The organism is Citrobacter sp. Marseille-Q3906, assembly GCF_916618775.1.
GTDB lineage: Bacteria > Pseudomonadota > Gammaproteobacteria > Enterobacterales > Enterobacteriaceae > Citrobacter > Citrobacter murliniae.
This window is the reverse complement of sequence record NZ_CAKAKA010000002.1, coordinates 2242283-2255214: the sequence shown is the minus strand read 5'-3', so window position 1 is coordinate 2255214 and position 12932 is coordinate 2242283. Positions and strand designations below refer to the sequence as shown.

Here is a 12932-nt window from a genome sequence, read left to right as displayed (position 1 = left end):
TGAATAATTGCGACGGTTGGAGTAAACTACCCGATGACAATCGTATTTTCAGAACAACAAAAAGGAGTCGGGATGAACCCACAATCCCAGGCCAAATCACCAGAAACCCTGCGCGCCATGGTCGCCGGGACGCTGGCGAATTTTCAGCATTCAACCCTGAAGCATAATCTGACGACGCTTAAAGCGTTGCATCATGTCGCCTGGATGGATGACACGTTGCACGTAGAGCTGGTCATGCCATTCGTCTGGCACAGTGCGTTTGAGGTATTAAAAGAGCAGTGCAGTGCCGATTTACTGCGTATCACTGGTGCGAAAGCGGTTGACTGGAAGCTGTCGCATAACATTGCGACGCTGAAGCGCGTGAAAAACCAGCCGGGTATTAATGGTGTGAAGAACATCATCGCCGTTAGTTCAGGTAAAGGTGGGGTAGGTAAATCATCTACTGCCGTTAACCTTGCACTGGCGCTCGCGGCAGAAGGGGCGAAAGTCGGTATTCTTGATGCCGATATTTATGGTCCCTCTATTCCGACCATGCTCGGTGCAGAAAATCAGCGTCCGACCTCGCCAGATGGCACCCATATGGCGCCGATTATGTCTCATGGCCTGGCAACCAACTCCATTGGTTATCTGGTAACGGACGACAACGCGATGGTGTGGCGAGGCCCAATGGCCAGCAAGGCGCTGCTGCAGATGCTGCAGGAGACCTTATGGCCGGATCTTGATTATCTGGTACTGGATATGCCGCCGGGTACTGGTGACATTCAGTTGACGCTGGCGCAGAACATTCCGGTGACAGGGGCAGTTGTTGTGACTACGCCGCAGGATATCGCGCTAATCGATGCTAAAAAAGGCATCGTCATGTTTGAAAAAGTGGAAGTGCCGGTATTAGGCATTGTTGAGAACATGAGTATGCATATCTGCAGTAACTGTGGCCACCACGAGCCGATTTTTGGCACTGGTGGTGCGCAGAAACTGGCAGAACAGTACCATACCCAACTACTGGGACAAATGCCGCTGCATATTACCCTGCGCGAAGATCTCGATCGTGGCACGCCGACGGTTATCAGCCGCCCTGACAGCGAATTCACGGCGATTTACCGCGACCTGGCGGGACGTGTGGCAGCACAGCTTTACTGGCAGGGAGAAGTGATCCCGGGTGAGATTGCTTTCCGCGCCGTGTAATTTACGCTGCACATATTCACCGCATTAATGAATTATTGATGCGGTGAATATTTTAAATAAATAGTCGCGATTTATTGTTTACCCTGAGTTAATAAACCTCAATTTTATCCAAAAATAAATCTGTAACCCATCATTTAAATTGATCAAATCTATTCCCTTAATCTACAATTTCTATTGGTCGGGGCGGATACTTTCGCTCACAGGACACTGAACAAACTGTGTTTATGCCGTTTTACGTTAACTACAGGAATAACGTTAAAAATGAAAAACCGTTTGCTGATGGGGATAATAGTTCTGGGTTATGGAATAGGCTCACCTGCCTTTGCTTCTGATACTGCGACATTAACCATTAGCGGAACGGTCACCGCTCCCACCTGCAGTACCGATGTTGTGGAAAATCAACTCCAACAGCGATGTGGTAATACCACCCACCTTTCCAGTACATCCGATGTCGTTTCAGCGCCAGCCAGAGGCGTGATGACCGAAGTCGTTGCCGTCCAGGGTGATGCAACGCGACAGATTGTGCTAAATCGTTATGACTAATATCTATTTTATTCAGCACATATTATTTCAATGAATAATGTGTGTATTTTTTATTTGCTTAATGGATAATTACGAACAGTTAATTGCATCGATTTATTAATTCTTAATATATTGTTAAATGAAATTTATTTGTTGCAATTATATTGCTGGATTTCATTTGTTTTAAATCAATAAAACAATGCGTTTACATTGCGTTAACGATCTTCCTATGAGAATTTAATTCCCGGAGTTAACAGCTCTTACAAATAGAAATTAATTCATTAAGGAAGATACTATGAAACGTTCAGTTATTTCTGCTGCTGTGCTGACTGCTGTATTTATGAGCGCTGGGGCTTTTTCTGTTGATTCTGACCAGGGCGAGTTGGTTATTACCGGTAAGGTAACAGGAACGACATGTAAATTTGTGGGAGATACTACTGCGACAATCGGCATGAACCAGATTGGTGCTGACCGGTTGAATGCTCTGACTCTGGGGGGAGTTTATGATGGATATTCTAATCAGACAACAACACCTCTGACAGTTGAATGTACGGGTACTGAAGCGCCAAGAATTACTTTCTCCAGTTCTCAATTCGACAGCGCAAATAAGTACATTACACGGAATACGGCATCGAGTAATGGTGCTGGTTTTGCAGTTTACTATGGTAATGATTTTACTCAACAGGTTAACCCTGGCACGGGTATTAATTTAACCAAGACAAGTGATAACAAATATATTCTGAACTTTAAAGCTCGTTATGCGAAAGCTGGCAATGCTGTTACTGCTGGTGATGTTGCTTCTTCACTGACAATGACCGTTGTTACTGATTAATTGATTAATATCCTTTTTGTCGGCGGCTATGGCCGCCGGTTATTTCTGTAGCAAGGATAATTATAATGAAAAAAATATTAGTCTTATTGTTGCTTGGCACAGTATTGCCAGCGTGGGGGGGCATCTATATTTACGGCACCCGTGTTATTTATCCGGCGCAAAAAAAAGAGATTATTGTACAGTTAATGAATGAAGGTAATCGCAGCGCACTTGTCCAGTCGTGGATTGACGATGGTGATACCAGTCTGCCACCAGAGAAAATTCAGGTGCCGTTTGTGATGACTCCGCCGGTAGTTCGTGTCAGTGGCGGTTCCGGTCAGCAACTGAAAATTAAACAACTGGCAAATACTCTACCGAAAGATCGAGAAAGCTTATTTTTCCTTAATGTATTAGATATTCCTCCTAATTCATCAGACTCCGAAAGTAAGAATATAATTAAATTTGCTATGCAAAATCGTATTAAATTTATTTACCGTCCACAAAGTGTTGCTGGTGTAACTAAAGATAGTTTTGCCCATCTGAAGATCAGGTATGTCGGTGTTGGTTTAAATATAAAAAATGATTCGGCTAACTGGATAACTATTCCTGAGTTAATGGGAAATAAAAAAATCAATACAGAAACGTTGATGCTGGCGCCATGGTCGGATAAAACGCTGAATACCACCACTATTGTTAATTATTACAAAGTTACTCTTATTGATGATCACGGCAATTACTTGAGTGAAAATATAAAAGTCGATAAATAGCTCAAGGACTGGCTATGTCAAAGATAAATTCTATTACACTGGCCATTTTGTCAGTGCTAACGAATCCAGCCGTATGGGCTGAAGAGGAATCGTTTGATACTCATTTTATGATCGGCGGTTTAAATGGTGAGAAAATTTCTCACTATCAGATTGATGGCGATAAGCCGATGCCCGGCATGTATGAAATGGATGTCTATCTAAATAAGCAGTGGCGCGGGCATTACGATATCAATATTAAAGCTGACCCGGAGATGACATGCTTATCATGGGTGCAGTTGCAGCAAATTGGTATTCGTACTGAAGGTATTAAAGCTGATAAAAATGAAGATTGCGTACCGCTACGTGCGGCAGTACAGGGTGGTAGCATTGGGTATGATATCGGGCAATTTGTACTGAATTTGAACGTGCCTCAGGCATATGTGAATGAATATGAGTCGGGTTATATGCCTCCCGAAACCTGGGAACGAGGGATTAACGCATTTTACACTTCTTATTATGCCAGCCAGTATTACAGTAATTATAAGCATGGTGGCGATGATAAAAGCAGTTATGTGAGTCTGAACAGCGGATTGAACGTACTGGACTGGCAGCTGCATTCGAATGCTAACTATACGAAAGGCAACGAGGGCAGAGGTGAGTGGAAAAGTAATACCTTATATGTGGAACGTGGTATTCCGTCGATCCTTAGCACGTTGCGCGCTGGAGACATGTATACCAGTTCGGATATTTTTGACGCTGTACGGTTTCGCGGCGTACGTATCTGGCGTGATATGCAAATGTTGCCAAACTCGAAACAGCGCTTTACACCGGTGGTACGTGGCATAGCGCAGAGCAACGCGCTGGTGTCTATTGAACAAAACGGTTTTGTTATTTATCAGAAAGAGGTCTCTCCGGGGCCTTTCGCTATTGATGATTTGCAGCTTGCCGGTGGTGGAGCGGATCTGGATGTTAGTGTGAAAGAGGCCGATGGTTCGATAAGACATTATCTGGTGCCTTATTCATCGGTACCCAATATGTTGCAGGCTGGGGTAGCGAAATATGATTTCGCTGCCGGACGTAGCAATATTGAAGGTGCGAGCAATCAGTCTGATTTTATCCAGGGTAGTTATCAGTATGGATTGAATAATCTGCTAACTGCATATGGTGGTTCAATGTTGTCGGAGAACTACTATTCATTTGTGCTCGGTACTGGATGGAACACGCCGATTGGTGCGATCTCGGTAGATGGAACTCGCTCACACAGTGAACAGGATAACGGCGTTTTTGACGGGCAGAGTTATCAGGTCGCGTGGAACAAATATGTCGCGCAGACCGGAACTCAGTTTGCGCTGGCGGCCTATCGCTACTCTTCGCGGGATTACCGTACTTTCAACGATCATGTGTGGGCGAATAATAAAAATAGTTATGATCGAGACGAAAATGATGCGTATGACATTGCAGACTACTACCAATATGACTTTGGTCGTAAGAATAGCTTTTCCCTCAACATCAACCAGGCATTACCTGATAGCTGGGGATTTCTGGCCGTTAGCGGCCTGTGGCGCGATTACTGGGGCCGTAGCGGAACCGGTAAAGATTATCAGTTGAGCTACTCGAACACTTGGCAACGTATCAGTTATACCTTATCTGCCAGCCAGACGTATGATGAAGAAAACCGTCAGGATAAACGTTTTAACCTGTATATCTCTATTCCATTCTCCTGGGGCGATGGGATTGCCACTCGGCGGCGCGATCTGTTTGTTTCCAATTCAACGACGTTCGATGATGACGGCTATCAGTCGAATAACACCAGTTTAAGTGGGGTGGCGGGTAACCGTGATCAATTCAGCTACGGTGCTAATTTCAGTCATCAGCAGCAGGGAAGTGAGACCGCGGCGAGCGGCAGTTTAGTATGGCGCATGCCAGTGGCGACGCTCGGCGGCAGTTACAGTCAATCGAATCAATATCAACAGGTCAGCGGCAATATTCAGGGAGGGATTGTGGCGTGGTCTGACGGTGTCGCCCTAACTCCCCGACTTTCAGATACTTTCGCCATTATAAAAGCCCCAGGCCTGCAGGGTGCGGCGGTGCAGGGACAGCGTTATTTAACGACGGACAGCAAAGGCTATGCTGTTTATGACAGTCTGACTCCATACCGCGAAAATATGCTGATGCTGGATCTTTCCGACAGCAACAGCGATGTGACATTACTGGGAAATCACAAAGGCACAGTGCCTTATCGTGGCGCGGTTGTGATGGCGGAGTTTGAAACTGACCGGCGTAAATCCTGGAACTTCCGTGCTCAACGGACGGACGGTTCTCCATTATCGTTTGGCTATGAAGTGGAGGATAATACCGGCAATAACGTTGGTTTGGTCGGCCAGGGCAGTCGATTATTTATTCGCACCGACGACATTCCTGCTTCTGTACGTGTTGCGGTTAATAAACAACAGGGACAATTCTGCACAATTATCTTTGAGAAGATGATTGATGAGAGCAAAGTCTATATTTGCCAGTAAGGATGATAAATATGAAAGAGTATATATGTCTAATATTTTTGCTGTTGTCATCCTTTGGGTTACAGGCGAAATGTACTTTTGATAATTCAAACGCGGCAACGCCAGTTGTTAATCTGGATATGACTACAGGAGTTGCGGTAGTGAAACTAAATATCAACGCTACTGGTAATATAAAATGCAATGCCAATAGTGATAATTTATATTACGCCACACCATTGCAGGACTATATTGTTGCTTTTCAGGGTAGTAGTGGTAATAGAGTTTTAATTAAGATTAACTTAATCGGAGATGGTTTTCCTGTAAGCATAGGAAATAGAACGGTTAGTGCCGGAGAAATACTGAATGATAAAGTTTTTACAGTGACGGCATCTTATGTAAATTCAGGAACTGCAAAGCAGACGGTATCTGGCAATGCATTTAATCTGAGCGATCCCGCTGTGAGCATTACCTCAGAAAACACCTGTACATCCAACTGGTTAAGTTATCTCTATTGTTGGATTACAGGACGATTGTCAAACTCTTCAGCCTTTACTCAGAATATTAATTTTACTGTGACACACAAACCTACAACCTGCCGGTTTTCAGAATCTACATACAAAATCCAAATGCCAGAGACCACATTAAATGACATAGTAGGCACAACTAATACCAAATCAGGTACTGCAAATCTGGTATTGAACTGCGATAGTGTGTACAACGTTACTACTAATCCGGTAAGTTTTATCGTTTCACGTGGTGACTGGAACGAGAGTGGTACAATATTGAAAAATACCTTCATTAATGGTGCGAAAGGCGTTGGCTTCCAGATATATAATGGCACTGCGACTACGCCATTAAGACGCGGAGATATATTAATGAACAGGATTGCTAAAATGGCAGCAATCAGTAATCAGTACACGTTTCCGATTATCGCAAAATACGTGCGAGTCGCAGAGGAACCATTGCAACCAGGTGAAATGCAGAGCAAAGTGATATTTGCTGTATCCTATGATTAATTAATATTATTATGACAGTCTGGTGAACTCACGTACTTTCATTCCGAAAGTACGTGTATGCATTTTATCACCGGTGATAAAAAATCTCGCCGTCATAGGCTTTAATGATCTTCCCGTCGGCATCATTAATCAGTACATATGCGCCACCCATATAGGTCCAGTGTGTGCCTGCGGCTGGTGCTGGCAGGTTGCGCTGATTCCACTGCTTAATGGCGTACTCATCAGTACGGTACAGCTGAGGGACTGTGTCTCCTGGCTTGAAATGGGTAAAGTCGGCAATAAAACCACTTAGCTCATACTTATCAATCCCCTTGGGGGCAGCTGTTGCGGCTGGCGCGGCCCAAACAACGCTGGTCGTGAGTAATAATGCACCCAACAACATTTTGTTCTTCATACCCATCCTCTCTACTTATTCGGGTCGTCAAAATCAGTCGTGTATCATTCTCATCGTACAGGGCGTCTGACAAGCACTATTTTGTTATGACTCCCAGAATTTCGTAAAAAGTGTAAATAAAAACGTAGAGATACGCCACTCATGATGTAGGTCGGTAAGGCGTTGAATCGGGCTAATCAGGATGAGGGAGAATTCTCCGTAACATTGAGTCCAGCAAACCGCGACCAGTCATAATTTCGGATAACGGAAACCAGTGCCTCAACACCTGGACTCATTCTTTTATTCCGGGGACAAACCAGGGCGTAACGGGCCTGAGGAAGAATTTCCCTGACAGGTAGCTCCCGCAACTGAAATCCTTCGAAAGGGGATGACATTGCTCGCGCCAGTACCGTGATATACCCAGCATGCATCACCAGATTAAAAATAGTGATCACTGAGTCAGTATGTATTACCCGGTCAGTGTTGACGACGTTATGCTCTAACAACTCGGACAACGCCTGGTAGTATCCCATATCTGTCTGGGGCAATACCCAGCGAGCTTGTCGCAGAGCGTTCAATGTTTCACATGCTGCAAGGGGGTGATCTTGCCGGGAAATGAATGCAAACTCTGCACTAAAGAGTGGCCAGACATACAAATTCTGAACTGGCATATCTGGTGTCACTGTTCCAATAGCGAAATCAAGTCTGCCTTCCCGCAAATCCGGTAGCAGGGATGAGAGTTGGGCTTCCTTCATTGATATCTGAGCAATCGGATAGCGCCGGGTAAACTGCGTAATAATATCCGGCATTGCGGTAAAACCGATCAGAGATGAAAATCCAAAAGCGAGTTCCATAACCGGTTCATCGAGGATCCTGCGCATATCATTGACGGCCAGCGATAAATCTTTAAGAACCGTTCTGGCATGCGGAAGTAATATTTTGCCAGCATCACTTAATTCAATGCCGGTGTTATTTCGGATTATTAGCTCTGTACCAAAATAGTCTTCAATATCATGAATGGTTTTAGTAACCGAGGGCTGTGTGAGTCCCAACGATCTTGCTGCAGCCCGGATACTCCCACAGCGAACGACTTCCTGAAACACGATAAAATATTGTGTCTTTGGCAGGGCATGCATAAATAAGATCTCATACAAAGTAATTATACTTATATTCCCATAAAACAAATGCGCAGACTAAGCAAAAATGGCTTTTTTTATTTTGTGATACAGATAACGATTTGCTTTATAGTGTTGATTTTGTTCGTAAAATAATATCTATTTTTTCTTCGTTTTTGACTTAAATCAAAATAACGGAAACAGTGATAACTTTTTTTTATCACTATAGTTTTTCACAGTCTTATGCTCTGGATTATTTGACTTCATGATAAACCCGTACCCCTTAGTTCTCTATCATGGAGTCTGATCATGAGTTCATATGATAAAAGTGAAAATGAACGTTCATTGGTTAAAATAATAATGGCAGTGTTAATTATCGTGGTTGTATCTGAATGGATTGGAGTGACTTCAATACACATCGGTAAAACAACTATTAATTTTTTACCGATGCTCTACGCCGTTATCCTTGGCGTTATAATAACCCCTGATTTGTTGGGCAACTATATAAAACCACTCGGGAAATTTATTTCTCGTAAAGAAATAAGCATCACCGGCAATGTGGTGATGCTGGCATTGCTTCCCCTGGGCGTTAAATATGGCACTCTGGTGGGACCAAACATTAGGGCGGTGATTAATGCGGGGCCTGCTCTTATCCTCCAGGAAATTGGCAACCTTGGTTCAGTGTTAATCGCCATGCCAGTTGCCCTGATGCTAGGGATGCGCCGGGAATCTATTGGTGCTTGCTCAAGTATTTCTCGTGAACCTTCACTGGGCGTTATTGGCGAAAAATATGGTATCGAGAGTCCGGAAGGAACTGGTGTTCTTGGTACTTACCTCGTCGGCTCGGTTATCGGAACAGTCTATTTCGGGATCATTAGTCCATTAGGGCTGCAAATTGGACTGAACCCCTTATCTCTGGCTGTCGCTTGTGGACTGGGATCCGGAAGTATGATGGCCGCAGCTTCCGCCTCACTTGCCGCCGCCGTACCTGCAATGTCCTCGCAAATTCTGGCATTCGCTGCAACAAGTAACATGCTGGCCGCATTCACGGGTATGTATGCACTGATCTTTCTCGCTCTTCCCCTGAGTAACCTGATGTATCGCGTGTTACCTCATAAAAATACCCAGATCCCAGCGGAGAAATAATCATGATACTTAAAGAACACCTTGCGAGTACCCGCATCATTATTCCGTGCATTGCCCTGGTTCTGGTCGCTCAGTGGGTTGGAAAAGGGATGTCCCCACTGGCTGCAATCCCCGGTGCGTTGATGATGTTGGCCATTATTCTGGTATCACTGCAAATCAAAGCCTGGCTGCCGAGACTGCCGCTTCCTGCATTTGCATGGGCCACACTGATTGCACTCTTACTCAGCATTCCATACTCACCAGTGAGTGAAATATTCATGCGTTACACCAACAGGATTGATTTTCTGGCCACGACTACACCCTTGTTGGCGTTCGCAGGACTGTCTGTTGGAAACAGTCTCGACAAACTGAAATCTCTCAGCTGGCGCATTGTCATCATTTCATTACTGGTCTTTACCACCGCCTTCTTCGGCGCTGCTTTTGTGGCCCAGTTCATCCTGAACATCCAGGGCATTATCTGATTAACAAGCGAGTAAATTATGGAATATCAAACCTACCTTGATTACGGCATCAGCATGCGTCGACATTTTCACCAGTACCCGGAACTGGGCCGAGAGGAATGTGAAACCCGGAGTTTTTGTATTCATCAGCTCAAAGATATGGGGTATACAGTTACTGATTGTTTTCATACGGGTTTTTATGCCGACCTATATGTCGATACGGCTTTCCCAGTGATTGCATTCCGTGCTGATATGGATGCTTTACCGGCAACAGAAAAACCCGGTGAGGTGGTTATCTCTCAGTATCCTGGGGCTGCGCATCTGTGCGGACATGATCTGCATATGGCTATCGCACTGACTGCCGCGAAGATCATGAGCGATCAGCGGATGAACCTTAAGGCTAACATACGCTTTTTGTTCCAACCTTCGGAAGAAATGTTCCGTGGAGGGGCAAAAGGAATGATCGAGAAAGGTTGCCTGGACGGAGTTGATCAGGTTTACGGTTTGCATAATGACCCGCAGATAGATTGCGGTCAGATAGCCATTAGTCCGGGCATCATGTCCTCTAACGGCGATCAGTTCAGGTTGATGATTGAAGGCAAGAGTGCTCATGCTTCTGCCCCCCATCTGGGATTGGATGCGTTGTCGGAAGCCGTCCGTCTGCTGAATGAGTTCAGAGCAATTATTACTGATCACGTTGATCCCAACAAAGCCGCACTGATTTCCACATGTATGCTTAAAGCTGGTGAAGCGCCCAATATTTTAGCCCGAACGGCAGAGTTGCAGGGTTCTATTCGTTCATTTGATAAAGATGTCCAAAAAACAATGATTCGGCATTTTATGGAAGAAATTCAGGAGACTCGTCGGAGAGGGTATACCGCAGAACTTGAAATGAAGGGTTACCCGGCTATCAGTAATCATCCAGCAGAGGCCCAGAAATTGATAGATATTGCCCGTCAGTTCCTTGGGAGTGAAAATGTCCTGACCGGGCATCCGCCAATGGTGGGATCTGAGGATTTCTCGTTTTTCCTGGAAGAAAAGCCAGGTGCCTTTTTCTTTCTTGGCAGTGGCGATCACAGCAAAGGAATTAGCAACCCGCTGCATTCTAATCCCTTTATTGTTAATGAGAATTGCATTCTTACTGGTGCCACACTGTTTGCCATGCTTGCTGGTTTGTGACGCTCCCGGCAACCCACTAATATACTTAAGAGGCTACAATTGTGGCCTCATTTCTCAGTGAAAGTAACGCCGATTTTATTCTCAGAGAAAGCATAATCAGGGGTTTATGTTAATTCAGAATAAGAAACAGTACCGTCACGACTAAAAAAGTGAACCCGGCGATAATGGGAAGATGCAACATACTGGAAGGGGATAGTGTGTTTTCCTGCTGCGTTGCTGGTGGATAAGGGTAATACTCGCCTTTGGGCATTTCACCGTTATGAGCGTTCTCTTCTTTGCGCGTTTTTTGGGCACTATTGCGAGATTCGTACATTTTTGTCTCTTCCTGTTGCATCTTATCCAATATATCGAGCCACTCTTTAGGGCGCTGAGATGGCGTACTTTCGCGTCGTTCTTTGACCAGCACCGTTTGTTCTTTTATCTCTGGAAATTCCGCCGTTCCTGCTTTTTCAGGATTGGCTGAAGGGGATGCCTCCTGAGTGGAGTGAACCTTTATTCTGGAAAATAGTGCCGGAAATTGAATGGGTTGCTGGTTTTCCTCATTCGGGGGGAGCTTCTGAGTACTTTCTGTTGTCACCGACAAACTGTCAGTGGCTATACGAGTCATCGGTGCTTGTGTGGTGACGAGTTCGGGCGAGCGGCGAGAAGCGGCAAGAGTTTCATCTGGTAACCTCAACGTACTGATTTTACCCGTTAACACAATGGGGGCCGCAGTTTGTTCCCGCTTGCCCCCCTCTATGCCAGGTTTTTCAGTGCCAGCGGGTTGGCTGCGGTCTGGCGTTGCGGGTTGTGGCGATATTTTATCTGAAGGAGCAGGGGACCGGTTTGGTAATGTTGGAGCTGTTGGCGGCGGTGCTAATTGCAAACGAGTGGATTTTATCAGCGATGGAGATGCTGAATAATGCTGTTCAGGTTCAGGTTCAGGTTCAGGTTCAGGTTCAGGTTCAGGTTCAGGCTGAATATCCTCATCCAGAAGATATTTTGTCGCTGCCAGCAATACCTCTCTTTTTATCGTTTCCGGTTGAGGCGGTTGTAGCGAAGATTCCGCTATCTCAACAACTGATGTGACGATGGCACTGTCAGTTTGTACGGTTTTATTGCCATTTGCATTTTCTGATGAAAAGGCCGAGCGCAGTGAGCCAACAAATAAACGCTGAGCAATGGCCCTGGCTGGACGAAGTGGTGTCATCATGATTTAAATTTCCAATTTATCTCTGGAAGTAAAACGACAGAACTAGTGGGAAACTTAAAAGCGAGTTGTTTTTAATCTCAAATGAATGAATGGATATGTGAGACGTTGCGAATGTTATTTTTGACGTTCAGGGCGATAAATTTAGGTATTTCGCTTCTTTACTAAGTATCAAAGTGAGTTCGGTAGAACAGAACTGAGAGCCACTGAGCATTTTTCTAAGCCTGACGATGTACTATCAGACTAAGACGCATCATAAAATGTAAGGAAACTGCCAAAATGTCAAAAACGCTCACCGCTGAAAAATTCGACAGTGCCAAAACTTTTACCGGGCTGGATTTCATCGCGCGCAGCCTGGTTATGATGGAATCAAACGGGACTCAATTGAGCCCCGAGGAAGTCGCCGGGAATATGACCGATGAACAAAAAGAAATTTTTCTGGCGCGTCTCGATTTTCACAGAAACAGGCATGCTAACAATAAGTGATTATTAGGTGTTGATGTTTCTGCTGTTGGCTTGTATCAGATATAAAGATGGGATACCTGGCGAGGACTTGCATCAGCAAACGACTTCCTCTACGCTGCCAGTGTTACAAAATTTTATGTGACAACGACTCGGGGTGCCCTTCCTTGTGAAGGCTGAGAAATACCCGTACCACCTGATCTGGATAATGCCAGCGTAGGGAAGTCTGACACTGCTCGTGTCCCTTCTTCGC

13 protein-coding genes and 1 riboswitch are annotated in these 12932 nt (G+C 45.0%); of the genes, 10 read left to right on the top strand and 3 right to left on the bottom strand.

Annotated elements, in window-relative coordinates:
• Window positions 1–72: 72 nt before the first annotated feature.
• The 6 genes from apbC (at window position 73) to LG384_RS15035 (ending at window position 6775) form a co-directional block, all read left to right on the top strand.
• A complete protein-coding gene (gene apbC, locus LG384_RS15060; protein ID WP_200041992.1) occupies window positions 73–1182 on the top strand; it encodes an iron-sulfur cluster carrier protein ApbC in 1110 nt (369 codons plus the stop codon).
• Between the two features lie 261 nt (window positions 1183–1443).
• A complete protein-coding gene (locus LG384_RS15055; protein WP_045444945.1) occupies window positions 1444–1725 on the top strand; it encodes a DUF2574 family protein in 282 nt (93 codons plus the stop codon).
• A gap of 274 nt (window positions 1726–1999) precedes the next feature.
• A complete protein-coding gene (gene yehD, locus LG384_RS15050; RefSeq protein WP_225761164.1) occupies window positions 2000–2536 on the top strand; it encodes a fimbrial protein YehD in 537 nt (178 codons plus the stop codon).
• Between the two features lie 65 nt (window positions 2537–2601).
• Entirely contained in the window at window positions 2602–3282 is a 681-nt protein-coding gene (locus tag LG384_RS15045) for a fimbrial assembly chaperone (RefSeq protein WP_045444939.1), read from the top strand.
• Between the two features lie 14 nt (window positions 3283–3296).
• Window positions 3297–5780, top strand: coding sequence for a fimbrial biogenesis outer membrane usher protein (locus tag LG384_RS15040; RefSeq protein ID WP_045444936.1), 2484 nt, complete (start codon window positions 3297–3299; stop codon window positions 5778–5780).
• A gap of 11 nt (window positions 5781–5791) precedes the next feature.
• Window positions 5792–6775, top strand: a complete 984-nt coding sequence (locus LG384_RS15035) for a fimbrial protein (RefSeq protein ID WP_225761163.1) — start codon at window positions 5792–5794, stop codon at window positions 6773–6775.
• Window positions 6776–6842: 67 nt separating this feature from the next.
• Here the strand turns inward: LG384_RS15035 and LG384_RS15030 are convergent, their stop codons facing one another.
• Window positions 6843–7175 carry an RcnB family protein gene (locus LG384_RS15030; protein WP_144243075.1) on the bottom strand — a complete coding sequence of 111 codons (333 nt, stop codon included), beginning with the start codon at window positions 7173–7175 and terminating at the stop codon, window positions 6843–6845.
• 170 nt (window positions 7176–7345) lie between these two features.
• The gene (gene tdcA, locus LG384_RS15025; RefSeq protein WP_045444927.1) at window positions 7346–8284 is read right to left on the bottom strand and encodes a transcriptional regulator TdcA; all 939 of its coding nucleotides are present in this window, start codon (window positions 8282–8284) and stop codon (window positions 7346–7348) included.
• A 288-nt stretch (window positions 8285–8572) separates the two neighbouring features.
• On the opposite strand from tdcA, the gene LG384_RS15020 reads away from it, so the two are divergent.
• From LG384_RS15020 to LG384_RS15010, 3 genes are read left to right on the top strand one after another with little or no spacing between them, the layout of a single operon-like run.
• The gene (locus tag LG384_RS15020) at window positions 8573–9409 is read left to right on the top strand and encodes a DUF3100 domain-containing protein (RefSeq protein WP_045444924.1); all 837 of its coding nucleotides are present in this window, start codon (window positions 8573–8575) and stop codon (window positions 9407–9409) included.
• A gap of 2 nt (window positions 9410–9411) precedes the next feature.
• On the top strand, window positions 9412–9870 hold the full coding sequence (locus tag LG384_RS15015) for a hypothetical protein (protein WP_225761162.1): 459 nt from the start codon (window positions 9412–9414) through the stop codon (window positions 9868–9870).
• Between the two features lie 18 nt (window positions 9871–9888).
• Window positions 9889–11028 (top strand): M20 family metallopeptidase, encoded by a 1140-nt coding sequence (locus tag LG384_RS15010; protein WP_048221063.1) that lies wholly within the window; start codon window positions 9889–9891, stop codon window positions 11026–11028.
• 109 nt (window positions 11029–11137) lie between these two features.
• On the opposite strand, the gene LG384_RS15005 is transcribed toward LG384_RS15010, so the two are convergent.
• Window positions 11138–12025, bottom strand: coding sequence for a hypothetical protein (locus LG384_RS15005; protein WP_225761161.1), 888 nt, complete (start codon window positions 12023–12025; stop codon window positions 11138–11140).
• 471 nt (window positions 12026–12496) lie between these two features.
• Here LG384_RS15005 and LG384_RS15000 point away from each other — a divergent pair, with 471 nt between their 5' ends.
• Window positions 12497–12703 (top strand): glycogen synthase, encoded by a 207-nt coding sequence (locus LG384_RS15000; protein WP_225761160.1) that lies wholly within the window; start codon window positions 12497–12499, stop codon window positions 12701–12703.
• 119 nt (window positions 12704–12822) lie between these two features.
• Window positions 12823–12919: riboswitch (TPP riboswitch) on the top strand.
• The last annotated feature ends 13 nt before the right edge of the window (window positions 12920–12932 follow it).